17 protein-coding genes and 1 pseudogene are annotated in these 23,977 nt (G+C 72.2%); 9 read left to right on the forward strand and 9 right to left on the reverse strand.

What is annotated here, in order from left to right:
- Positions 1-234 precede the first annotated feature (234 nt).
- Positions 235-1,863, reverse strand: a complete 1,629-nt coding sequence (locus tag IPQ09_11940) for a hypothetical protein (GenBank protein MBL0194916.1) — start codon at positions 1,861-1,863, stop codon at positions 235-237.
- A gap of 190 nt (positions 1,864-2,053) precedes the next feature.
- On the opposite strand from IPQ09_11940, the pseudogene IPQ09_11945 reads away from it, so the two are divergent.
- Positions 2,054-2,152: pseudogene (locus IPQ09_11945) on the forward strand (RNA--NAD 2'-phosphotransferase).
- A 53-nt stretch (positions 2,153-2,205) separates the two neighbouring features.
- A complete protein-coding gene (locus IPQ09_11950) occupies positions 2,206-3,585 on the forward strand; it encodes a hypothetical protein (protein MBL0194917.1) in 1,380 nt (459 codons plus the stop codon).
- 97 nt (positions 3,586-3,682) lie between these two features.
- Here the strand turns inward: IPQ09_11950 and IPQ09_11955 are convergent, their stop codons facing one another.
- Positions 3,683-4,846: an ERAP1-like C-terminal domain-containing protein gene (locus IPQ09_11955; GenBank protein MBL0194918.1), complete on the reverse strand. Its 1,164-nt coding sequence runs from the start codon at positions 4,844-4,846 to the stop codon at positions 3,683-3,685.
- Between the two features lie 25 nt (positions 4,847-4,871).
- Positions 4,872-6,449 (reverse strand): hypothetical protein, encoded by a 1,578-nt coding sequence (locus IPQ09_11960; protein MBL0194919.1) that lies wholly within the window; start codon positions 6,447-6,449, stop codon positions 4,872-4,874.
- A 134-nt stretch (positions 6,450-6,583) separates the two neighbouring features.
- Here IPQ09_11960 and IPQ09_11965 point away from each other — a divergent pair, with 134 nt between their 5' ends.
- The 6 genes from IPQ09_11965 (at position 6,584) to IPQ09_11990 (ending at position 13,180) form a co-directional block, all read left to right on the forward strand.
- Positions 6,584-7,243 carry a hypothetical protein gene (locus IPQ09_11965; GenBank protein ID MBL0194920.1) on the forward strand — a complete coding sequence of 220 codons (660 nt, stop codon included), beginning with the start codon at positions 6,584-6,586 and terminating at the stop codon, positions 7,241-7,243.
- A 92-nt stretch (positions 7,244-7,335) separates the two neighbouring features.
- Positions 7,336-9,345, forward strand: a complete 2,010-nt coding sequence (asnB, locus tag IPQ09_11970; protein ID MBL0194921.1) for an asparagine synthase (glutamine-hydrolyzing) — start codon at positions 7,336-7,338, stop codon at positions 9,343-9,345.
- A gap of 145 nt (positions 9,346-9,490) precedes the next feature.
- A complete protein-coding gene (locus IPQ09_11975) occupies positions 9,491-9,733 on the forward strand; it encodes an acyl carrier protein (GenBank protein ID MBL0194922.1) in 243 nt (80 codons plus the stop codon).
- A gap of 146 nt (positions 9,734-9,879) precedes the next feature.
- The gene (locus tag IPQ09_11980; protein MBL0194923.1) at positions 9,880-10,362 is read left to right on the forward strand and encodes a DUF2238 domain-containing protein; all 483 of its coding nucleotides are present in this window, start codon (positions 9,880-9,882) and stop codon (positions 10,360-10,362) included.
- Between the two features lie 30 nt (positions 10,363-10,392).
- Positions 10,393-12,510 carry an amidohydrolase family protein gene (locus IPQ09_11985; GenBank protein ID MBL0194924.1) on the forward strand — a complete coding sequence of 706 codons (2,118 nt, stop codon included), beginning with the start codon at positions 10,393-10,395 and terminating at the stop codon, positions 12,508-12,510.
- A 49-nt stretch (positions 12,511-12,559) separates the two neighbouring features.
- The gene (locus IPQ09_11990; protein ID MBL0194925.1) at positions 12,560-13,180 is read left to right on the forward strand and encodes an AgmX/PglI C-terminal domain-containing protein; all 621 of its coding nucleotides are present in this window, start codon (positions 12,560-12,562) and stop codon (positions 13,178-13,180) included.
- Between the two features lie 252 nt (positions 13,181-13,432).
- On the opposite strand, the gene IPQ09_11995 is transcribed toward IPQ09_11990, so the two are convergent.
- The 5 genes from IPQ09_11995 to IPQ09_12015 all read right to left on the reverse strand — a co-directional run bounded on the left by IPQ09_11995 (position 13,433) and on the right by IPQ09_12015 (position 20,885).
- The gene (locus tag IPQ09_11995) at positions 13,433-14,743 is read right to left on the reverse strand and encodes a peptidylglycine alpha-amidating monooxygenase (GenBank protein ID MBL0194926.1); all 1,311 of its coding nucleotides are present in this window, start codon (positions 14,741-14,743) and stop codon (positions 13,433-13,435) included.
- 52 nt (positions 14,744-14,795) lie between these two features.
- The gene (locus IPQ09_12000; protein MBL0194927.1) at positions 14,796-16,049 is read right to left on the reverse strand and encodes a hypothetical protein; all 1,254 of its coding nucleotides are present in this window, start codon (positions 16,047-16,049) and stop codon (positions 14,796-14,798) included.
- Positions 16,050-16,349: 300 nt separating this feature from the next.
- On the reverse strand, positions 16,350-18,662 hold the full coding sequence (locus IPQ09_12005) for a copper-translocating P-type ATPase (protein ID MBL0194928.1): 2,313 nt from the start codon (positions 18,660-18,662) through the stop codon (positions 16,350-16,352).
- 473 nt (positions 18,663-19,135) lie between these two features.
- On the reverse strand, positions 19,136-19,744 hold the full coding sequence (locus IPQ09_12010; protein ID MBL0194929.1) for a hypothetical protein: 609 nt from the start codon (positions 19,742-19,744) through the stop codon (positions 19,136-19,138).
- 109 nt (positions 19,745-19,853) lie between these two features.
- On the reverse strand, positions 19,854-20,885 hold the full coding sequence (locus IPQ09_12015; protein MBL0194930.1) for a hypothetical protein: 1,032 nt from the start codon (positions 20,883-20,885) through the stop codon (positions 19,854-19,856).
- A gap of 60 nt (positions 20,886-20,945) precedes the next feature.
- On the opposite strand from IPQ09_12015, the gene IPQ09_12020 reads away from it, so the two are divergent.
- Positions 20,946-23,444: a GMC family oxidoreductase gene (locus tag IPQ09_12020; GenBank protein MBL0194931.1), complete on the forward strand. Its 2,499-nt coding sequence runs from the start codon at positions 20,946-20,948 to the stop codon at positions 23,442-23,444.
- Here IPQ09_12020 and IPQ09_12025 read toward each other — a convergent pair whose 3' ends face one another.
- Positions 23,445-23,807, reverse strand: a complete 363-nt coding sequence (locus IPQ09_12025) for a hypothetical protein (protein ID MBL0194932.1) — start codon at positions 23,805-23,807, stop codon at positions 23,445-23,447.
- Between the last annotated feature and the right edge of the window lie 170 nt (positions 23,808-23,977).

The following is a 23,977-nucleotide window of genomic DNA, read 5'->3' on the forward strand; positions in this document are numbered from 1 at the left end:
CGCTGCCCTCTCGGCAGGGAGAGCCGAGGTGTTGCGTGGGTCGACGCGCGGCCGTGAGATTTGCCGCGAGCGCGCCTCGCGCGGGTCGCACCGCGCCGTGAAGGTCGCCGTGAAGGTGCGACGAGAGCCGGAAGAGCCCGCCGCCCCGGCGGGCTTCGCGCACCACCACCGTGTGCTCTCCCTGCCCCGGGCTTCAGCCCGCGGGCACGAACCGGGATTTGTGCCTAAGACTCCTTAGGAAATGACGTACGCGACCGTCCCGGCGATCCACCCGACGAGCGCGACGAGGGCGAGCGCCGAGAGCACGCCCCAGAGCACGCGCTCGCGGCCGCGGGTGCTGAGCGCGTCGTCGAAGGTGAGCTGCTCGGTGCGCGCCTGGTCGACCGTGGGCCGCAGGTCGAGTCCGACGATGTTCTCCGCCGTGCAGTAGCGGCACTGCGCTACGCCGCCGAGCCCGACCTCAGGGAGCGGGCCCTGGCAACGCCGGCAGCGCGAGGGCTCGCCCTCTCGCCGCGGGGCGAGCGCGCCGAAGCCGAGCGTGAGCATTTGCAGAGCGCCGCGGTCGGCCAGCCGACCTCGCGCGAGGAAGAAGCCGGCGAGCACCGCGGCGAGGGGGAACATGAGGAACGCGATGTCTTTGCCTTCGTAGCCGGCCTCGAGCACGCGCACCGCGGTGAGGGTCCAGCTGAGCGGCCAGGCGCCGAACATGAACAGCGTGAACGTGAGGAGCCACACGTTCGACGAGGCCGCGCGCGGTTGGTCAAGGAGCTTTGCTATCATCTGCGCGCTGCGTGTGCGCGTGTGCGCCATCGCCTTCGCGGCGGCGGCTTGCCCGCGCACCTGCGGCGGCAGCTCGACCCACGCCTGACAGAACGCGCACTTGACCGCGGGCGCGTCGTCCGGCACGGCGGGGGAGCCGCAGCCGCCGCAAACGGCGATGTGCTGTTGCACCGCGGGGGCCTCGGCCACGTATTTCTGCCCGGAGACGACCGCCTCGATGCTCGACGCCGCCGCGCGCATGGAGTCGGCCTCGATGGGGCGATCGCTCTCGCCGAGGAGCCGCGGCTGACCGTGCTGGTGCACCCAGAGTCGCCAGACCGTGACCTTCGCCAAGGGCGAGCTCACCTGGCTGTTGCGCGCGAGGAGCGAGAGCGCGAACACGAAGATGCGCCACACGGTGAGGCGCGAGGCCTCGGTCTGCTCGACGTGGGCATACGGTGGGGTGAGCTCTTGCCAAGGCAAGCGCGCGCCACCGTGGCGTCCGCCGTCGATCTGCACGCCCTCGGGGTAGAGGAGCAGATCGCTGGCTCGGGTCTTCAGGGCCGTCCACATATGCGTGAAGGCGTACGCGATGAAGAGCCCGCCGAGGATCGCGGGGAAGATGAGCACCTCGGCCTCGTGCGCCTCGGAGACGAGGGCGAACCCACCGCCGATGAAGGCGATGCCCGGGAAGAGCGTCGCGGCGGCGCGGCCGGCGCCCCAGGTCGCGGTCGTGCCGATCTGAAGCGGCAACCGGGCGAGGGGCTTGCCGGCCGGGCCTGCGGGAGCGCGAGGCGGGGCGACGGCGCTGGCCGCGGCGGCGTGCGCGTGCCCACCCTGCGGCGGGGCGTAGGGAGGCTGCGCGTGTGGTGCCGGGTGCTGCGGGAACGGCGGCTGGGGGGGCCCGTAGGGGGAGGGCGCGTGCGCGTGCGGCGGCCCCTGCGGCGGCCCGTAGTGTGGAGGCGGCGCGTAGCCCTGCTGCGGCGGTGACGGCGCGTAGCCCTGGTGCTGCGGTGGCTGTGGCGGCTGCTGCGGCGCGCCCGGGCCACGGTTCCCACCGCCCCACGGCGGGCCTCCCCCTCCTCCCGGCGGTCCGAAGTTCACTCCCTGAGGCTACCTCGACGCGGTGGGGCGCGCCCGCAGATCGTCGCGGCCTCCAGAGGGCGCCCCGCGACCGTCGGACCGCGCGCGCGGAGTCGGCGCTCCGCCTGCGGTCTCCAGGATGAGCGCGTGGAGCCGTCGAGCGCTCTCGCCGCCGGCCGACGCTCCGCGTGACGCTAGCCAATACGTGACCGGCCGCATGCACGCCGACGGGCACGTGTTCTACGTGTCCGCGAACGGCGTGTGGCTCACCGAGCGCGTGCCGCCCGAGTACCTCACAGTCATGGCGTGACCTCGCCCACACGGACGTTGACGTGGGGCCTCGCCCGGGGTCGAATTGGTACCATGCGCCTTCCCCTCGCCGCGCTCCTCGGGGCGTCCGCCGCGCTCCTGTTTCCCTCCGCGGCGCTGGCGGCGAACAACGCCGCGCGGTGCTCCGCCACCGAGCCCCGGTGCGAGCGCGCGACCCTCTCGGTCTCCAAGGCCGAGAAGGCCCCGTTCGACTTCGACTTCGACACGGGCTGGGTGCCGGGCGGCTCGCCCATCCAGGTGCGGGTGGTGGCGAAGCTGCACTCGCGGGTCGGCGTCTCGATGGAGGGGACGCTGGACGCCACCTGGCCCGAGCCCCTCACGCTGACACCCAAGGGTGAGCCGGGGCGCGGGAGGCTCTCGCTCGACGAGGGCCTCGAGGTCGAGGCGCAGGGTCGCTTCACCGTCACCGTCGCGGGGGTCCGCTACAGCTGGGACGGCAAGCTGCCGGGCATCCCCAGCGTGAACCTGCTGGCGGAGGGCTCCAACACGTTCAACCCATGGGCGTGGAAGGGCGCGACGCCGCCCGCGGCGATCACCGTGAACACGCCGACCACGCGCATCGCGCGGATCTCGCTCACCGACTCGTTCATCCCCATCCGCGGAATCTCAGGCGGCTTCGACCTGGACGGCTCGGTCGATTTCTCGGCCGCGTACTCCACGCTCCGCATCGGCTTCGACGAGCCGAGCACGTCGATGCGGGTGGACCGCGAGAACCCGTTCACGCGCCTCTTCATCTCGCCCACGCCCGCGGTCGACACGAGCGTGTTCATCCACGGTGAGATGGTGCGGCAGGCGACCTTGCACTTCATCCCTTCGTTTTATTTCACGATCCTCGGCGCGAACTTCAGCATCCCGATCGCCAATCTTCCGCTCGCGCTCCCGCCGTCCAAGCCTGAGCCCTGGGATTTCGACAAGGTCGACGTGCACATCCCGCTGCCGCAGATCTCGACGCCCGCCGAGCTCGACCTCGGCAGCGTGCCCATCGGCGCGGCCACCGCCGTGCAGCTCAAGGTGAGCGACGTGGGCGAAGAGCTGCTCGTCGTGGACGCCGCGAGCGTGCACCCGTGGGCCTTCGTCGACACGCCCCGCGCGACCGTCGATCGCGGCGCCACGACCAGCGTCCGCGTGGCCGTCACGCCGGACAAGGAGGGCAAGTTCGACGTGCCGGTGACGCTCACCACGAACGATCCGCTCCGGCCGGTCACCGAGGTGCACCTCCGCGGGCTCGCCGAGAAGAAGCTCGCGCCCGGCGCCGCGCCCGGTGGTGACCCGGCCGCGGGCGAGGAGGCGTCGGGCTGCGGCTGTCGCGCGGCCTCGCGCGCGTCGTCGTCGGAGAGCTCCGCGCCGTCGTGGGCCGCCCTCGGGCTCATGGGCTTCGCGCTCGCCTTCGCGCGCGGTCGCCGTCGGCGCTGAGCGACGCGCCCGAAGACGCGTCCGCGACCCGTCCGCGTGTGTGTAGGATGCATGTATGTAGGATGCACGCGTGCAGGATGCGCGTAGAGCGCGGGGCTCAGCGCTTCTTCGTGAAGAACGCGGTCACCTTGGGCTCCTGCGCGACGCGAAACGTGTGGCAGAGGTGCAGGTTCTCGAGCGCCTGCGCGTAGAGGCGCGGACCGCCGACGTACCGCGCCGCGCGCGGACCGAAGAACGCCTCGATCTCGCTCCGGCGGGCGTCGTCGCAGAAGGCCGCCCCGACGTTGGGGAAGCCCGCGGCGGTGTCCCTCGGCAGCCTCGCGACGAGCGCGTCGAAGTGGTCCTTGAGGAACGCGTACGCGAGCGGCACGGTCTCGGGGAGGCGTGTCGCGCTCCACAAGAGGCGCACGGTCTCGCGCGCGTCGAGGCCCGGGTCGAGCACGAGCGCGAGCGACGCAGAGACGAGCGCGGGCTCCTGAAACTGGCCGAGGGCGCCGAGCGCGTAGTCGCGGTCGCGGCGGTCTCTCGTGGTCTTCGCCTCGCGCACGAGGGCGTCGAAGAGGGCGCGGTCACCGAAGCGCGCGGCGATCGCGAGCACGGTGCCGACGAGCTCCGGCTCGATCGCGTTCTTGTCGGTGAGCCACGCGCGCGCGAGCTTCCCGCACTCCGCGCGGAGCGCTGGGTCCTCGCCTTGATCGGCCACGACCTCGACGAGCCCGGGGCGGAGCCAGCGCGTGTTCTCGTCTTCGTTCGGCTTCGCGCGGAGCCCCAGGGTCCGCGCGCGCGCGCCGAAGTTGCGCTGCACGAACGTGGCGTATTCGCGGCGCGTCGCCTTCGTGACGAGCGGGGTGTCGCGCAGGGTCGCCACGGGCCAGAGCGCGGCCTCGACCACCTGCACGTCGGAGTCCTTCGCGAGGGCGGGGACGAGCCCGAGGAAGGCGCCGAGGTCGGCCTTGCCCGCGCGCGCGGCCGCGAGCACGTCCCCCGAGAGCGCGATCTTCTCGGCGGGCGTGAGGCGGCTCATGTGCGCGGCGAGCCCGGCGAGGAGCGCGGGCGAGTGCCCCACGCGGTAGTAGCCGCTCGCGCCGTCGTTGGGCAGCGCCCACGCCGGGCACGAGGGCAGGGCGAGGGCGCCCTTCTCGGTGGCAAGGAGCGTGCAAGTTATTGATTCTGCATCTGTTTTTGTGCCGCCTCCCGCGCGCGCGCAGACCGGGATCTGCCAAGGCGGCGCCGCCGGGGTGCCCGGCGAGCCGGCGGGCAAGTACCGGGATTGGGTCAGGCGAAGCTCAGGGCTTCCCCGCGCACGACACCTCGGCCTCGACCAGCGGGACGCCCGGCCTGTCGAGGAACGTCGCGAAGGGGGCCGACACGTCGCGGCCCGCCTCCGCCGAGATCGCGCCGAGGAAGTCGCGTGAGGTCGCCGTGCCGTGGGCGTGCTCGCGCATGTAGCGCCGCACGCCGCGCTGGAAGGTCTCGGCGCCGACCCAGCGCTCGAACATGCCGATCACCGCGGCGCCCTTTTGGTAGGTGATCGTGTCGAAGGCGTTCTTGATGTCGTCGCTCGAGGCGATGGGCTGCCGTATCTGTCGCGCGCTCACCAGGCTGTCGGTGCGCATCGCGCCGCTCGCCGACGACGCGCGGCGCGTCGAGGCGCCCCACTCGGGCCGGTAGGCCTCGATGACCTTCGGGGTCATCCACGTCGCGAACGCCTCGTTCAGCCACAGGTCGTCCCACCACGCGGTGGTCACCAGATCGCCGAACCACTGGTGCGCGAGCTCGTGCGCGTTGACGCTCGCGAACGCGCGCCGGAACCCTGTCGACTCGGTGCCGGGCTTCGCGAGGATGAGCGACTGCCGATAGGTCACGAGGCCCGGGTTCTCCATGGCGCCGCCGAAGAGCGGCACCGCGATGAGGTCGAGCTTCTCGTACGGGTAGGGGCCGCCGAAGTATTTTTCGAGCTCGGTGAGCACCGGCGGTGTGCTCGCGACGGCGTAGCGAGCCCAGTCTTCCTTTCCGTGAGGCACGACGATGCGCACCGGGGTCTTCCCCACCTTGCCGGCGTCGACGTAGCCGAACGGGCCCACGGCGAAGGCGACGAGGTAGCTCGGCAGCGGCTTCGTCTCAGCGAAGCGCACGGTCGTGAAGCCGTCTTTCCCTTCTTCGCTCGACAAGATGGGGGTGTTCGACACCGCCGTGTCGCCAGGCTTCACGCGCAGCGTGAGCTGCCACGGCGCCTTGTACGCGGGCTCGTCGAGGCACGGGAACACTCGCCGCGCGGCGAGCGGCTCGAAGTGGGTGAACACGTACGGGCGGCCGTCCTCCACCTGCCGCGAGGCGCCGTCGGTCTCGGTGCTGGAGAGCTTGCCCTCGTAGGTGATGTGCACCGCCGTGCGGCCGGCGATCGGCTGCGGAAAGGAGAGGGCTACGAAGCTCGCTCCGCCCGGCACGATCGCGGCCTTCACGGCCCCCGCGCCCTCGCCCGCGTGGGCCTCGCGCAGGGTGAGCGCGTCGGCGTTCAGCCAGAGCAGCGAGAGCGGCGCGTCCACCTCGAGCTCGAGGGTCATCTCGCCCTCGAAGACCTCGCGGGACGGCACCACCGTGAGGGTGGCGGCGTTCCTCACCGAGCGCACCCCGGAGGGGAGGCGGACGGTCGGCTGCGGAGGAGTGGCCCCTGTCGTCGAGGCGACCGCGGTGGGCGCGAGCGGCGTGGCCCGCGGACCGGGGGCCGCGGGATCGGGCGGGGGTTGGGCGGCGGCGCACGCGGCGAGCGAGGCGAGCGAGGCGAGCGAGGCGAGGCCGACACGCGCAGAGAGCGCAGAACGCGGAGCGCGCGTGACGAGGGGCGGCGGGGGGCGGCGAGGCATCTCGCAGTCGTACCGGACCTCGCGGCAGGCGGGCGTGGATTCCGCCCCGGTCGCGGTTGCCGTGCGGGTGGCCCCCTGCGATGCTCGAGAGGCCGGCGGCTCGTGAGGCGACACCGCGAGATGGCGAGGCGAAGATGAGCGGAGAGGGCAGCTACACGACGGTGGACGCGGGCGCGTACGAGCGCTGCCGCGCGCTCTCGGGCGAGATCGACGAGGCGAGCTGGCGAGGGCTCGTTTCCGCCGCGCAGGCCGGGAGGTACGAGCTGTTCGGCGACGAGCCCGAGGACGTCGCCGAGACCGGCGCGCGCGCGCGGCGGACCGCCACGGGACGTCTCCTCGAGGGCTTCGACGCGGCGACCATCGTGCTGGGCGTGTGTTTCGTCGGCGCCAGCCGCCGGCTCCGCGCGGACGCGCCGGTGTCCGACTACCTCGTCCACGACGGGTTCGACCACCGCGCGGCGTTCCGCGCGGCCCTCAACGAGCCCGCCGCCGCCATCGCCGCGTGGGACGGCCTGCGGGCCACGATGAACGCGGCCTCGCCGGCGGATCTCCCCTGGTGGCTCACCACGCGCGCCCGTGGGTGCGACTGGTGGTGCGGCGCGACCGACCCCGCGACCGCGCTCGCGCTCGGCGAGGCGCTGCACTCCACCGGCGCGCTCGAGGCGGGCGCCGTAGCGCTCGAGGCGCAGGGGCGACCGGGCGGAGACCTCACGGATCTGCTCGCCATCGCCGAGCTGCTCACCACCGCCGGGCGAGCGGGGCGCTGGGTGCTAGGCGGCGCCGCAGGCACGTAGCCGCCCTCGAGGCGCGCGCGCAATTCGCCCGTGCTTCCGGTAGCATCACCTCGCGCTTGGCCGCCACGGCGAGGCCCGCGGGGAGAGACACCATGTGTGGGATTGCAGGAATTTTCGCGCGCAGGCAGAGCAAGCAGGCGCACACGCCGACGCGAGAGGAGCTCGCGCGCATGTGCGGGGCGATGCACCACCGCGGCCCCGACGAGTTCGGGGTCTACCGTGACGCGCGCTGTGGCCTCGCCCACGCGCGGCTCTCCATCATCGACCTCTCTACCGGCCAGCAGCCGCTCGCCAACGAAGACGGCACGCTGTGGATCGCCTTCAACGGCGAGATCTTCAACTACGTGGAGCTCCGCGCCGAGCTCGAGACCCTCGGCCACACGTTCCACACGAAGAGCGACACCGAGGTCATCGTCCACGCCTACGAGGCGTGGGGTGACGACGCCTTCGCGCGCATGAACGGCCAGTGGGCGGTGGCCCTCTGGGACGAGAAGCAGCAGAAGCTCGTGCTCTGCCGCGATCGCGTGGGCGTTCGCCCGCTCTACATTTGCGAGCACGAGGGGCGTGTGTTCTTCGGCAGCGAGGTGAAGGCCATCTTCGCGGCCGACGCGAGCATCCCTCGCGCCTTCGATCCGATCGGAATAGAGCAGACTTTTACCTTCTGGAGCGTCGTCCCGCCGCAGACCGTGTTCCGCGGAGTGGAGGAGCTCCGCCCGGGCTGGGTGCGCACGTACACCAAGGCAGGCGAGGTCAGCGAGCGGCCCTATTGGGAGCCGAGCTACGCCGAGCCCAACGGCACGAACGCCTTCAAGGGCTCCCTGGAGGACGCCACCGTCGCGGTGCGCGAGGCCCTCGAGAAGGCCACCGCGCTGCGCATGCTGCGCGCGGACGTGCAGGTCGGCAGCTATCTCTCGGGCGGCCTCGACAGCTCGTTCATTGCCGCCCTCGGCCTGCGCGCCAAGGGCGAGAAGTTCGCCACGTTCTCGGTCGGCTTCGAGGACGCGGAGTACGACGAGACGCAGTACCAGCGGCAGATGGCCGAGCGCCTCGGCACCGAGCACCACTCCATCGTGGTGAAGCGCGGCGACATCGCGCGGGTGTTCCCCGACGTGATCCGCTACGCCGAGCGCCCCGTCCTCCGCACCGCGCCCGCCCCGCTCTTCCTTCTCTCGAAGCTCGTGCACGAGGCCGGCATCAAGGTGGTGCTCACGGGCGAGGGCGCCGACGAGATGTTCGCCGGCTACGATCTGTTCCGCGAGGGCAAGGTGCGGCGCTTCTGGGCCAAGCAGCCGCAGTCGAAGTCACGACCGCTCCTGCTCGACCGGCTCTACCCGTATCTCGCGCGGTCGCCCGTGGCGCAGAAGGCGATGGCGGTGCAGTTCTTCGGCAAGAACCTGGAGGGAGCGGGCCTGCCGGGGTTCGCCCACGAGGCGCGGTGGCGGTCGACGGGCGCCCTGAAGCGCCTCTTCGCGCCCGCGGTGCAGGCCGAGGTGGGCGCGCGCGACGTCGCGGCCGAGCTCTTGGCCACCCTGCCGCCTGCGTTCAAGCGCTGGTCGACCCTGGCGCAAGACCAGTACCTCGAGATACGCACCCTGCTCACCGGCTACCTGCTCTCGTCGCAGGGCGACCGCATGCTCATGGGCAACAGCGTCGAAGGGCGCTTCCCGTTCCTCGACAAGGACGTCATCGCGCTCGCCGACTCGTTGCCTGCACACTACAAGCTTCGTGTCTTGGACGAGAAGCACATCCTGAAGCGCGCGAGCCGTGATCTCGTGCCCGCCGACATCCTCGCTCGCAAGAAGCAACCCTACCGTGCCCCCGACGCGCTCTCTTTCGTCGACGAGGCCGGCGCGCCGCCGGAGTGGGCCGCCGCGCTGATGAGCGAGGCCGCCATCGCCGAGGCGGGCGTGTTCTCCGTGCCGTCGTCGCAGACCCTCTGGAAGAAGTGCCTCGCGCGCGCGGCGAGCGGCCAGTTCTCGAACGCCGACAACATGGCGGTGGTCGGGATGCTCTCCACGCAGCTCGTGCACGAGCACATCGTGGCGCGTCCGGCCGCGCCTCGCGTGGTGCCCATCAAGACCGTGATTGACCGCCTCGCCTGAGCGAGATGGCGAACCCCTTCGCGCGCCGGAGGCCGCGCCGCGCTTCCCGACTCCTCGCTTGTTCTCTCGGGGCGAACCTGAGACTATCGGCCCCGCTTTCGAATGGCGCAATTCCGGCCCGACGCCGGCGTGAGGGAAGATACCCATGAGCATTCAGGACGACGTCCGCCAGTTCATCGTGAAGAACTTCTACGTGGCCGACGCGGCGGGCCTCGCGGACGACGCCTCGCTCCTCGACAAGGGCGTCATCGACTCCACGGGTGTGCTCGAGGTCGTCGCGCACCTCGAGGAGGCCTACGGCATCAAGGTCGACGACGCGGAGCTCTTGCCCGAGAACCTCGACTCCATCGCGCGCATCGCCGCGTTCGTTCAGAAGAAGAAGGGCTAAGCCTGGAGGCGCCCGCGCATCGTCGCCTGCCGCTCGGCCTGCTCGGCGCGCTGGGGATCATTTGCGCGGTCACCGCCTACGCGCCGCCCGCGGGGCGCCAGAACTGGGCGCTCGAGGTCGTCCCGGGGCTGTTGCTCGTGGCGTACATGGTGGCCACGTACCGACGGCGCCCCCTGTCGCACCTCGTGTACGTGGGCACGTTCCTCCACGTGCTCGTGCTCGTGTACGGAGGGTTCTACTCGTACGCCAAGACTCCGCTCGGCGAGTGGGCGCGGGTCGCGTTCCACCTCTCGCGCAACCACTACGATCGCGTCGGGCACCTCGCGCTCGGCTTCTTCCCGGCGCTCCTCGCGCGTGAGGTGCTGGTGAGGCACACGCCGCTCGTGCGCGGCGGCTGGCTCGCGTTCCTCGCGTGGTGCGTCGTGTTCGCGTTCGGCGCGTTCTGGGAGCTGCTCGAGTGGTGGACCACGCTGATCGTGGCGAGCGATCTCGGGCAGGCGTTCCTTGGCAGTCAGGGCGACGTCTGGGACGCGCAGTGGGACATGTTCCTCGTCGGCGTGGGCGGCGCGGTCGCGCTCGCGGTGATGGGCAAGGCCCACGACCGCTCGATGGCGCGCGTGCCCTCGTAGCCGGCCCACCGCCCCGGAAGCTGCAAGAGGGTGCCCGCGCGAACCGCCACCTCCGCGATCGCCTTCGCCGCCGCGGTCGCGCTCGCGTGTGCGTGCGGCAAGGGGCCGTCCTCGCCGGCCGCCGCGCCGTCCGCACCGTCCGCACCGTCCGCACCGCGCGCGCTCGCCGACGTGGCCTTCGTCGACGTCACGGTGCTGCCCCTCGACGCCGACCGCGCGCTCACGCACCACACCGTGCTCGTCGCGGGCGATCGGATCGTGGCGCTCTTCCCGACGGGGCAAGCGGAGCAGACGCTGCCGCCCGGCGTGCGCGTGGTCGACGGCCGAGGCAAGTTCCTGGTCCCGGGCCTCGCCGACCTGCACACCCACCTGAACCACGAGGAGGACCTGCGCCTCTACGTCGCGCACGGGATCACGACGGTGCGCAACATGTGGGGTGCGCCCGTGCATCTCCAGTGGCGTCGCGAGATCGCCGCGGGGGTGAGGCTGGGCCCCACGATCGTCACCGCCGGGCCGATCGTCGACGGCGCGGAGCCCGCCCACGATGGCAGCCTGGTGCTCCGTGGCCCCGAGGGGGCGGACGAGGCCGTCGGGCTACATCGCCGCATGGGTTACGATTTCATTAAGGTTTACAACGGCTTGTCCGTTGCGTCGTACGGCGCCCTCGCGGCGTCGGCCCGGCGCTCGGGCCTCGACGTCGCGGGCCACACGCCCGACGCCGTGGGCCTCGAGGGGGTCCTCGCCCTGGAGCAGCGCTCCGTCGAGCACATGCACGGCCTCGTCGACGCGGTGCAGCCTGCCGGCTCGCCCGCTCGGGGCAAGCGCGATCGCGCCTCGCGCGCCACGAAGCTCGCCCTCGCCGATCACGCTCAGCTCCCGGCGATCGCCGAGGGCCTCAAGGCGCGCGGCGTGTGGAGCTGCCCCACGCGGGTGGTCATGGACGCGTGGGCCCCCGCGGCGGAGGTGCGACGGCGGCTCGCGCAGCCCGAGATGAAGCTCGTTCCCGCGGCGACGCGCGCCACGTGGGAGCCGGGCCCCGACGACGCCGAGGAGCTCGCGCGCGACGCGGCCTCGGTGCGCCTCATCGACGCGTCGGTGCGTGCGGTGCACGCGGCCGGCGGCCGGCTGCTCGCGGGCACCGATCCGGGCAACCCGCTCGTGGTGCCCGGGTTCGCGCTGCACGACGAGCTCGCGCACCTCGTGCGTCTCGGGCTCACGCCCTACGAGGCGCTCCGCGTGGCCACGCGCGACGCCGCGGAGCTCCTCCACGCCGAGGCCTCGGTGGGCACGATCGCGCCAGGCCAACGGGCCGATGTGCTGTTGCTCGACGCCGATCCGCGCGCCGACATCCACAACACGCGGGCGATCGCCGGCGTCATGGTACGAGGCCGCTGGCTGCCCCCGAGCGAGCTCCAGGCGATGCTTACGGACGTGGCTCGCACGATCGACGGCGAGGCCACGGCGTTCGTGGGCCTCCCTGCCGTCGCCCTCCCAGGCGGCCCAGCCGCGCACGCGGAGCTCGAGGCCACGTTCGACGTCACCTGGAAGGGCGTCCACTTCGGGAGCGAGCGGGTCGTGGTGGGGCGCGAGGAGAACGGATCGCGTCGACTGCGCGCGCAGGCGTTCAACGCCCACAGCGGCCAGCGCATGACGCTGGCATTGGACCCGGATCGCCTCGCCCTCGAGAGCGACGGCCCGCAGGGGCGCGGGGCCCTCGCGCTCGAACGCAACCCTGGGGGAGTGGGCAAAGCGCGCCTCACCGCCACGAGGCTCTCGGGGCTCGCGGTCTCGCGCGAAGAGGTCCTCGCGCCGGGTGAGGCGTTGAGCGCCCAAGGCTTCGTCGTGTCGACGATCCTCCTCGGGCTCCGCGCGGCAGACCTCCCGCCGAACGCGTCGCGCGAGGTGAGGCAGCGCGAGGTGTCGCTCGGCTCTGAGGTCGAGATCGCGGAGCGCGCGGTGCTCGTCACGCGCGTGCCCGACGCGACCCTGGCGACCGCGCGGGGCTCGGTCGCCGCGCGGCGCTTCGAGGTGGTCCCGGCGGCGGGCGGGCGTGGTCCGAGGTCGCTGCTCTCGGTCGACGCGCGCGGGTGGCTCGTGCGCGCGGAGACGCGCTCGCATGGCGCGGTGCTGCGGTTCGAGCGCCGCTGACGCGCGCGCGGCTCGTCGCGCGCCGCGCGGGAGGCTACGCTCGGTCCAGATGGTGCGAGCTCGTTCGATTTGGACCTCCGTCGCGCACCTCGCGCACCTCGCGCCGCTCGCCTCGCTGGGCTGCGCCTCGGGGACGGCCCCGCCGGTCGCGCCGCCCCAGTCGGTCGAGCTGCCGCCTGCGCCCCCTCGCCCCCGAGAGGTCGCCACCGCCGACACGGCGACCGCGCCGCCTGCCGTCCCGCCGCGCGCGCCCGCGTCCGCGGAGCCCGCCGCGTCGTCGCGCGTTCGGGAGCCCGCGACCGAGCTCGGTGGGCGCCTCTCGCCGTCGCTGATCCTCGGCACGGTGAAGCCCTCCCTGCCGCGCATCCGCCGCTGCTACGAGCTCGCGCTCGCCGCCAACCCGAAGCTCACGGGGAAGGTCACCGTGAGCTTCGTCATCGGTGTCGACGGCGTCACCCGGTCCGTCGGCGCCGGACCCGCCGACTTCCCCGATCCTCTCTTGCTCCGCTGCGTGGAGACCGTGATCTCCGCGCTACGCTTCCCGGCGCCCGAGGGCGGCGACGTGCACGTGTCGTATCCGCTCGTGTTCGTGCCGGACACCCCCATCGCGGCGAGCACGCCGAGCGGGAGCGCCCCGGCCCCGGCCCCGTCCACGCTCACGAAGAAGTAGGCGCGGCCAGGGGCGAGGGGTAACAGCCCGTTGATTGACTCCCGTCGGCCCGTCGCCGCCGCATCCCGACCGCCGTCGTTGCGATCCTGCGGTGCGTGCTCACCTAGAAACGCCCACCTGGAACACGCTCCGCGCGCTCCTCGGATCGCGCCTTGGCGGGCCGGGCGCGGACGACGCCGGGCCTCGGTCCGTAAATCAACAGGCTGCTAAGCCAGGGGTAAGCGGGGCCCGCAGCGGGGCCCGCTACGGCTGCTACGGCACGACCTTGCACTGCGAGATGGAGGCCGGGAGCACCCCGGAGAACGCCTGGAGGTTCGTCTTCGGGTAATACGTAACGAAATTATAGCACATTTCGTCGCCGGTTCGCTCACCGAAGCCCACTCGCTCGTTGGTGGTGTTGTTCCAGGTGCAACGCGTGACCACGGTGTCGCCACTCGCGACCTTTACGTTCATCGGATAGCCAATTTGGTTGTAGAAGTCCCACTGGGCGATCTCGCCGAGCGACGCGGAGGAGCCATCCGGGCGCAACACCTTGGTGGAGAGGCTCGCCCCGAGCTGGTGCATGTGGGGCCAACCGCGGAACACCGTGATGGGGAACTTGTCCGGGTTCTGCGGGATCTTCAGCGAGCACTCGATGGTGGTCTTCGCCTTGGGCGGCAGCGAGAACGAGGCCCCTCCGACGGCGATCAGGTCGGCGTCGTTCTTGCGCAGGTCGGTGGTGGTGCAGAGGCTGACGCCCGTGGAGTCTTTCTGGCCGGCCACCTTCTTGATGTTGCTGTAGTGGAGCTGCACCACGTAATGGGTCGTCGTGCCCGGATCGAGCGGATAGCCGGCCTCCGCGGGGAGGTTGTAGGGCTTGGTGCCCGGCGCCCACGCGTAGATGAGCTTCCAGTCGAGGGGGAAGATGTCCTTGCACTTGTGCGGTGTGCCGCTCTCGGTCGTGGGTGACTCGAACACGAGGATGTGATGGACGATGCTCGCGTTGTCGATCTTCGCGTCGAGCCCAATCACGTGCCGCTTCTGCGCCGTGCCCGGCAGGTCGACGCCGTAGCACACGTACTCGTCTTCGACGTCTTGCGGCATCTCGAAGGGTGTAGGAGGCTTCAAGGTGACGTCGGGGGGGCACGCCAGCTTGTCCTCGGGGAGCGGCGCCGAGGCGTCGGTCGGGGGAACGGCGCATTGGGCCGTGTTCTCGGGGGTGCCGGCCGCGATCCACGACTCGAAGGCCGCGATCTCGCTCTCGGGGGCGCGCGGGTTCGGCGCCTGGGGCATCGGGCTCTGCGGGTCGCGCATGCGGACCACGGCGCGCTCGGCGTACGTCTTCGAGCCATCGCGGGTGCTCTTGGCGAGCAGGTCCGCGCGCGTGACGAGCGGCATCGGCGCGCCGAACTTCGGCGGATCCGAGTGGCAAGTCTGGCACCGGTTCGTGAGCGTCGTCTGGACGGCGCACGGGGGCATTCCCGAGGCGGCCGTCGTGCTGGTGGTGCAGGCCGCGACGGCCGACAGCCCCGCGACGGCAGCGCCCAAGAAGAAGAGAGGCAGGAGAGGCAATGCTCGCTTCATGTGTGCTCCGGTGCTGTCTGTCGTGGTCTATGTGTGGCGAGCGTATGCGTGGTCAGGGCGCCAGTTTGACGAGGTAGATGTCGCCCCTGCCGCGGTTCGGTTGGGTGCCCGTGCCGTAGTCGAAGGTGCCGTCGAAGTGGCCCGTCGTCACGGCGCCGCCCGACACCGGGTCGACCGCCACGGTGTTGAAGAGGCCGTAGTTGTTCAGCGTGGTGGAGCCCATGTCGCGGGCCCACAGCGCCTTGCCGGTCATGTCGAACTTCAGCAGCGAGTTGTTCAGGAAGCCGGAGGCGACGATCGTCCCCGACCCGTAGTCGAGCTCACCGGAGAAGAGGCCGCTCACGAAGAGCCCTCCTTTGTTGTCGAACGCCGCCGCGAACGCCGCGTCGGGGCTCACCGTGCCGTACGACTTGCCCCACGTGGTCTTGCCGCTGGGGTCGAGGAGCGCGAGGCCCATCTCGTAGCCGCCGCCGCTCTTCTGCGGGCCGGTGCCGAAGTCGATCGAGGGGCCCTGGTAGGCGAAGGTGACGGCGGCGTTCCCGGCGGCGTCGACGGCGATGTTCGAGGCGGCGTCGTCGCCAGGGTTCGAGAACCCTCGCGCCCACTTGGGGGCGCCGTCGGGGCCGAGGCGCACCACCCAGCCGTTGTCCTTGTCGCCCTCGGCGTAGGGCAGCGGGCCGGTGCCCACGTCGACACCTTCGCGGTAGACGCCTGCCAGCCACATGTCGCCCCCGGGGCCCGCCGCGAGCGCCTGGAGCGCGTCGCTCCCAGGCCCGCCGAACACCCGGCTCCACACGTGGTTGCCGTCCTTGTCGAAGCGCGCCACGAAGCCGTCCTGCTTCTTGTTCGCGACCGGGCCGCCACCGAAGTCGACCGGCCCCCCGAGGATGCCCGCGATGGTGACCTCGCCCGCGGGGGACACCACGATCGACCGCGCGATCTCGGAGCCCGCGCTGCCAAAGGTCTTGACCCACACCGGCGCGCCGTCCTTGTCGAGCCGGGCGAGGAAGGCGTCGGTCTCGCCCTTCGAGGTGGCCTTGAAGGTGCCGAGCGTGATCTCTTTCGAGAAGATGCCTGTAATATACAAGTTTCCGGCTGCGTCGGCGCCGATGCCCCCGATCGCGTCGATGTCCTCGCCGCCGAGGCGGAAGCTCCACTGGTGTTTGCCGCTCGGGTCGAATTTGGCGAGGAAGGCGTCCTCCTTGCTGACGCTGACGAGCGGTGTGCCGCCGAACTCGATGGTGTCTTCGAAATAGCCGCTGAGGAAGACGTTGCCGGTGGGGTCGACGAACACGCCCGCGCTCACGTCCTCGCCTTTGCCACCGAAGGTCTTCGCCCACGCCGGCTTCGGGCCCTGCGCCGCGGGCGTGACCGCGCCGCTATCGGGGGGGCCGCCTTCGGCCGGCGCACCCGCGTCGGTGGCCCCGGGGTCGTGGCGCTGCCGCAGGCGGCGACCAAGGCGAGCGAAGCAAGAGGCAGGAGGGACGCGAGGCGAAAGAGAGGGCGCATGACGATTCGGCGAAACGTACCTCCACACGGTGAGGAGGCAAGGTCAATTCGCGCAATGTTTGCGGCCCTCCGGGGGACGGGGGTGACCCGCGCGTGGTCACCGCGAGCGGGCGAACCGCCGCAGCCGCAGGCTGTTTCCCAGCACGAAGAGGCTGCTCATGGTCATCGCGCCGGCCGCGAGCATGGGCGAGAGCGCTATACCGAACGCCGGCTCCAGCGCGCCGGCCGCGAGGGGCACGAGGGCCGCGTTGTAGGCGTACGCCCAGAAGAAGTTCTGCTTGATGACGCGCCGGGTCGCGCGCGCGAGGCGGATCGCGTCGACGACGGCGACGAGCTCGCCCCGCATCGAGACCACGTCGCCCGCCTCGACCGCGACGTCGGCCCCGGTGCCCATCGCGACGCCCACGTCGGCTGCCGCGAGCGCGCCGGCGTCGTTCACCCCGTCGCCCACGAACGCGACGGTGGTCTTGGTCTGCGTGTGCGACCCCTCGATCGGGCCTGCGCGGCTCTGCAGCTCGCGCACCCGCGCCGCCTTGTCGGCCGGGCGCTGGCTCGCGAACACGCGGGTCACGCCGAGCTCGCGCGCGATCCGCCCGGCGCTGCCCTCGGTGTCGCCCGTGGCCATGACGACCTCGAGCCCCAGGTCCGAGAGTGCGCGCACCGCCTCCTTTGCACCGGGCTTCGGTTCGTCCATGAGCTCGAAGGTGGCCGCCAGCGCGCCGCCTTCGGCCTTCAACAGGGCGACGAGCACGACGGTCGTCCCGTCGGGCTCGGCGTCGCCGGCGCTCGCGACAGGCACGCCGTGGGCCGCGAGGAACGGCGCGGTGCCGATGACGAGGCGCTCGCCGTCCACGGTGGCGAGCACGCCCGCGCCAAGCTCGGCCTCGAACGCGGTCGGCGTGAGGGCGCTCGCGCTCGCGCCGGCCACTGCGCTCGCCTCGCGTTCGGCGCGCGCGTAGTCGAGCACCGCGCGGCCCACCGGGTGCTCACTCCGCGCCTCTGCGGCGCTCACGAGCGCGAGCGTGCGCGCGCGGTCGTGCCCCTCGGCGATGGTGCAGCGCACCACGTGGGGCTTGCCGAGCGTCAGCGTGCCGGTCTTGTCGACGACGATGACGGTCGCGCGCGCTAGCTGGTCCAGCGCGGTGGTCTTGCGGAGCAGAACGCCGAGCTCGGCCGCCCGCCCCGTGGCGACCATCAGCGCGGCGGGCGTGGCGAGGCCCATGGCGCAGGGGCAGGCCGCGACGAGCACCGCCACCCCGGCCACGAGCGCGCGCGGCAGCGCCGGGGCCGGGCCGAGCGCGAGCCACGCGCCGGCCGCGATCGCCGCTACGGCGAGGATGACGGGCACGAACACGGCCGCCACGCGGTCGGCCATCGCCTGCGCTTCGCTCTTCTCGCTCTGTGCATTCTGCACTAATTGGATGACCTGCCCGAGCGTGGTGTCCTCGCCCACGTGCGTGGCTTCGAGCACGAGCGCCCCGCGGCTCAGGGTGGTGCCGGCGAACACGCGATCGCCCAGCCGCTTCACGACCGGCAGGGGCTCCCCCGTCACCGACGACTCGTCGACCAGGCTCTCCCCGTCGACCACCGCGCCGTCCACCGGGAAGGCCTCGCCCGGGCGCATGACCACCTGAAAGCCGACCCTCACCTCCGCGAGGGGCACGGTGATCTCTTCGCCGTCCCGGAGCACGCGCGCGGTGGTGGGGCGCAGCGCGAAGAGCTTGCGGAGGGCGACGGCGGTCTGGTCGCGCGCGCGGGCCTCGAGCGCCTTGCCGACGAGCACGAGCGTGACGATCGAGGCCGACGCTTCGAAATACGTATGCGCGGTCCCTGGCGGAAAGACCGACGGGAACACGAGGACCGCGGCCGAGTAGAAGAACGCCGCCGAGCTGCCGAGCGCCACGAGGGTGCTCATGCCGAGCGCGCGGTGCCGCACCTCGGCGACCGCCTGGCGGTAGAACCTGCGACCCGCGAAGACCTGCACGGGCGCGGCGACGAGGAGGCCGCCCCAACCCATGAGGAAGTGCATCACCGGCGCCAACCGATCGTGGAGCGCGGGGACGGCCATGGGGAGCATGGTGAGCGCCACGAGCGGCGTGGAGAGGCCTAGGGCGAGCCACGTGTCGGCGTCGAGTCTGCGCTCCTTCGGAGGCTCCGCGGCGTCTCGCCGGGTCTCGTGGGCCTCGTAGCCGGCGTCGCGGACGGCCTCCGCGAGGGCCTCCGCCGCCACCCCCTCGCGCGCCTCGATGGTCGCCGACTCGGTGGCGAGGTTCACGGCGACCTGGCTCACGCCGTCGATCGCGGCGATCGCGCGTTCGACGCGCCCGACGCAGCTCGCGCAGGTCATGCCCTCGATCCCGAGGGAGACGGTCTTGGTCTTGCCCGGGCGCCCGTGGCTCGCGGTCACCATGGACGTACGGGTAGTCTCCATGGGCGCGCCGGGCAACATGGCTTGTCACCGGAGGACGCTGTCACTCCGCCCACCACGCCAAGACCGGCGCGCTGCGCGCCGCGCGGGCGCCAGGACTGGCCGCCGGTGCGCGGCGTCGTGCACCACGGCGGCGCCGGCACCACCGCCGCGGCGTTCCGCGCGGGTGTGCCGCAGACCATCGCCTGGCACCTCGGCGACCAGCCGGTGTGGGGAAAGCGGGTCGCCGATCTCGGCGTGGGCCTCACGCCCTGCGCCCATCGGGAGCTCGACGCCCGGTGGCTCCACGCGCCGGTCGATCGCATGCTCCGCGATCGCGTGATGCAAGGACGCGCGCGCTCGGCCGGGGGGTGCGGGCGGAGGACGGCCTGGGCCATGCGGTCGCGGCGATCGAGCGGGCGATGCTCGCCGCGCGCCGAACCTCGGAGAAGACCGCGACGCGGCTCGAAGGGGCCTCAGCCGGGGCGTGACGCGCTCCCGCGAAAGTACTCGCGCTTCACCGCGCAGTACGCCGCGAAGCCCCACCAGCAGACGACCACCAGGAACACGGTGAGGGTGCCGACCTCGAGGATCGCGTCCGCCGGCAGGAGCGAGGTGACCTCTTCGTGCCCTTCGAGGGCGTGCGCGAGCTCGGCCTTGCGCGCGGGGGTGTCGAACGCGAAGAGCGCGCGCTCGAGCGTGTAGAGCGCGGTGCCGCCGAGCACCGCGTAGAGCCCCCACGGCCGCGGCCGGAGGAGGGCCACGCCCATGGCCACGAAGACGCCGACGTAGGCCAGGTGGTAGACGACCGCGAAGCCCCCGCCGCGCAGCGCGCCGAAGAGCGGCACCGTCGACGTGATCGAGACGAGCTCGAACGCGGCCGAGACGAGGAAGAGCGCGCCGGACGACTTCATCGTGAAGTTCGCCATTCCCGCGTTGACTGGCTTCGGCGCCGCGGCGTTGGGGTGCCGCGCGTGCGGAGAGCGCCACGCCGAGCCGTCGCCCGCGGCCTCTTTTACGGCGCCGCAGAAGCGGCAGAGGATGGCCGCGTCTTGGATCTCTTCGGCGCAGTAGGGGCACCTCATGGCCGGTCCCTTGGTCGCGTGCGGGAGCGCGAGGCTGGTTCATGGATGGGGCCTCTCGTGCGGCGCGCAGACTACACCGCCCCGTCGGCGACGCCCGCGACCGAAAGCCTCACGCGAGCATCGTTATTCCGTGGCGTGGGTCCTTGGTGCCGATCTCGAGCGCCGCCGCGCGCGTGATGACGTCGAGCGGTGGCCGCCCGCGCACGGCGAGCCGCACGCGGGCCCGGGCGATCTTCGAGTTGAGGCAATACGTGGTGTCGCCCACGGGGTTCTCGTAGGCGAGCCCCACGAAGTCGGCTGTGTCGGCCCACACCTCCCCGGACACCTGCGCGAGGTCGTTGTGGGCCTCGAACTCCCACCGGCGTTCGCCGATCGCCCCTCGCGCACGGAGCAGCGTGAGCGCGCCGTTCAGGTCATACCGAACGCCGCGGTGACGCACGCACACCACGGTGAGCGGCGGCGCGAGCAGCGGGCCCACCTTGACGCGGCCCGTGACGCCCTCGAGCACGAGGTCCTCCTCGTTGTCCCACTGGTTGGCGTGGCACCACGCGTAGAGCTCGGCGTGCTTCGTGCCCCAGTTGTGGCCTTGCATGCCGCGCCAGCCGTCGACCGCGACCTCCACGCCGTCCACCGAGTAGCGGCCTTCGAAGCGGGAGTCGGGGTGAGGCGACACGAGCTTCGAGCTCGGCAGCGGTCCAGTGTACATGCGTGGGCTAGGGAAGGGGACGAGGGCGGGGGCTCCCGGCTCGAAGCGGAGGTCGAACGCGATGGGCACGCGTGACCCCGTGAGCGCCGAGCCCCGGACCGAGCCCCGGAGCCGCCCCTCGTCGACGACGAGGTCGGCCACTCGGATGGCCAGCCGGTCGCGCGAGAAGCTCGCCCTCGCGAGCGGGACGGTCTCCTTCGCGGCCACGTGCCCGCCCTCGCGATCGAACGCGATGGCCCACGCCTCGGCCACCGGGAGGCGGCCTCGGCCCGCCCGCTCGAGCAGCGTGGCCTTGAGCCAAAGCGCGCGCCGCCCCTCGGGATCGTTCAGCTTGAAAAAGTAGCTTTCGACGTGGGGGCGCTGCGTGTGGCTGGTGCCGGAGGCGCCGGCGTGGCGGACGCCGTTCCATGGAGGCAGGGAACTTTGGGCTTGCATCTTCGTTCTGAATTTACAGAATGCACGAAACGAATCAACCCCAGCGAGAAGGTTTCCCCCATGGCGATGCCGAGCGACACGCTCGCGGGCCCGATCTCCGCGAGCGCCGCGGGCGCTCCTCCCGCTCCCCCCGCCCCCGGCGTCTCCGCCAGCTCCCGCGCCGAGGTGCTCACGCCGGCCGAACGTCGCGTCGCCCTCGCGCTCGCGGAGGCCGCGCTGCCCAGCCTCGCGAGCCTCGGCGGGCGCATGCCGGGTGGAAGCGAAGCGACCGTGGCCAGGCTCGACGCGCTCCTGTCGAAGCTCGGGGAGCCGGCCGCCCGCGCCGCCCGCGCGGGCCTCTGGGCGGCCGAGCTGTGGTCCGTACCGCGCCACGGCGGCCGGCTCTCCGCGCTGCCGCTCGACCGCCGCATTCGTGCGGTCGAGGCCTGGGGCGAGAGCCCTTCGCGCCACGAGCGTTGGGCGCTGCGCGCCCTCCTCACGCTGGTGAAGTCGGCCCACTTCGACCACCCCGAGACCTACGCCCACGTGGGCTGCGCGTATGCCCCGTCCGGCCCCAAGGTCGTCGAGCGCGCGGCGTGGCGCTCCCAAGTCACCGACGGTGCCGCCGTCACCGAAGACCTCGAGCTCGCCTGCGAGGTGGTGGTGATCGGCACCGGCGCCGGCGGCGCCGCAGCGGCCTACGAGCTGGCGCGGCGGGGGCGCGCCGTGCTGCTCTTGGAAGACGGTGCATTCACCACGCGTGCCGACTTCGACGGCCGGCCGACCACCGCGTACAAAAACATGTACCTCGGCCTCGGCTCCACGGTGGCGTTCGGCAACGTCGCGGCGCCGGTCATGGCGGGGCGCGGCGTCGGGGGGAGCACGACGGTGAACTCGGGCACGTGCTACCGCGCGCCCGACGCGACGCTGGCGCGCTGGGGCGAGGAGCACGGCCTCACCATGCTCGCGGCCGAGCACCTCTCCCCCTACTACGAGCGCGTCGAGTCCATGCTCCAGGTGGAGGTCGCGCCGCGCGCGTATCTTGGGGGCTCCGCGAGGGTCATCGCGCGGGGCGCCGAGCGTTTGGGGCTCGCGCACGGACCGCTCATGCGCAACGCGCCCGGGTGCGACGGGCAGGGCCTCTGCTGCTTCGGGTGCCCCACCGGCGCGAAGCGCTCCACCGACGTGAGCTACGTGCCGGAGGCGCTGAAGCGAGGCGCGGAGCTCGTCACCGGCGCGCGCGTTCAGCGCGTGAACGTCCGAGACGGGCGCGCCCGCGGCGTCACGGCCCGGCTGGCCTCTGGGCGCACGCTCGAGGTGCGAGCCGAGGCGGTCATCGTCGCGGCGGGGACGCTGCAGACCCCGATGCTCCTCGCCGACAGCGGGCTGTGCGGCCGCTCCGGCATGCTCGGCAAGAACCTCTCGATTCACCCCGCCACCAAGGTGATGGCGCTCTTCGACGAGACCATCGACATGTCCCGTGGCATTCCGCAGAGCTACGCTATCGACCAGTACGCGGACGAAGGGCTCATGTTCGAGGGCGCCTCGGCCCCGCTCGACGTCGCGGCCATCGCCATGCCGTGGGTCGGTCGGCGCTTCATGGAGGTGGTCGAGCGCTACGCGAACCTCGCGAGCTTCGGCCTGATGATCCAGGACACGAGCCGCGGGCAGGTGCGGCGTGGGCCGGGAGGCTCTCCGCTCATCACGTACGACCTGAACGAGCATGACCTCCGCCGCATGCAGCGCGGGATCGAAGTGCTGAGCGACGTGTTCCTCCGCGCGGGGGCCGAGCGCGTGCTCCCGATGGCCCATGGCTGCGAGGAGATCCGCAGCCAGGCCGATCTCGACAGGCTGCGCCGCATGCGCCTCCGCGCGGGCGACTTCGAGGTCACCGCGTACCACCCGCTCGGCACTTGCCGCATGGGCACCGATCCGCGCCGCTCGTGCGTGGGACCCGACAACGAGGCGCACGACGTCTCCGGGCTCTTCGTGACCGACGGGAGCGCCGTGCCGTCCAGCCTCGGGCGGAACCCTCAGATGACCATCATGGCGCTCGCCCTCCGCGCGGCCGAGCAGCTGGACGGCCGCCTCGATCGCCTCGGCCCCGTGTCGCCCTCGCGGGCCGCCGGTGAAGCAGGCCGGGTGCTCGCCTTCGAGGAGACCATGGCGGGCACGTTCCAGCGCGTCGGTGAGGCGACGCGCCGACCCATCTCGTTCTCGCTCCGCGCGCGCTCGGGCCCGCTCACGGAGCTCGCGCGCACGACCCGGGTCGCGATCGACGGCGAGGTCCTCGCCGAGGGCTACGGCGCGCGGTGTCCGCTCGAGGGCACGCTCGAGCTCGACCTGCTCGGCGCAGGCGAGCTGCGCTACGACTTCACGTTCGTCGCCAACGACGGGGAGCGCGCGCGTTTCCTGGGGAAGAAGACGGTCCGCGTCGCGGCGCTCGCCCACACGATGACCCACCTGCCCGCCGTGCTGCAGGACGCGCGGGGCGTCACGGTCGCCACGTGCGAGGTCGTGTTCGACCTGCGGCGCGACCTCGCGGCGTTCCTCCGCACGTTCAGGCTCACCGCCGCCTGATCACCCGCACTTCCCGGCGGCGTCGACGCCCGCGCAGTCGGCGGCGGCCTTCACGGCGGTGACGCACGCGTCGACCTTCGCGGGATCGGCGCCGTTGTCCTTGATGCTCTGGGCGCTGTTCTGCTTGCAGGGGTCGAACGAGTTGGTCTCGCACTTGGCGACCTCGCTCGCGGGGAAGCAGGAGAGGTCGGCCTTGCGCTGGCGTTGCGCCGCGAGAAGACGCCGGCAGGTCTCGTCGACCGTGATGGTCGCGGGCGGCGTGCTGGGGGTACCCCCGCCTCCGGTGGTGGTCTCCACGGTGCACCCGATGGAGGCGGTCCCGAGGGCGGCGAAGGCGATGCAGGCGAGCGGGGCGAATCTCATCGCCGCATGGTGCCAGCGCGCGCGTCGTCCCGCAAAGCTCCCGTCCGCTGGCGCTGCGGTCGCGGTGCGGTCGCGCTGGTCGCTCCGTCGACCAGCACTGCGCGCGCGGTCAGCTCCGCGGCGCTCACCGAAGGTCGTCGAAGCCAGGCATAATCGTGTGGTATTCTTCC

This window comes from Myxococcales bacterium, assembly GCA_016720545.1.
Taxonomy (GTDB): domain Bacteria; phylum Myxococcota_A; class Polyangia; order Polyangiales; family Polyangiaceae; genus JAAFHV01.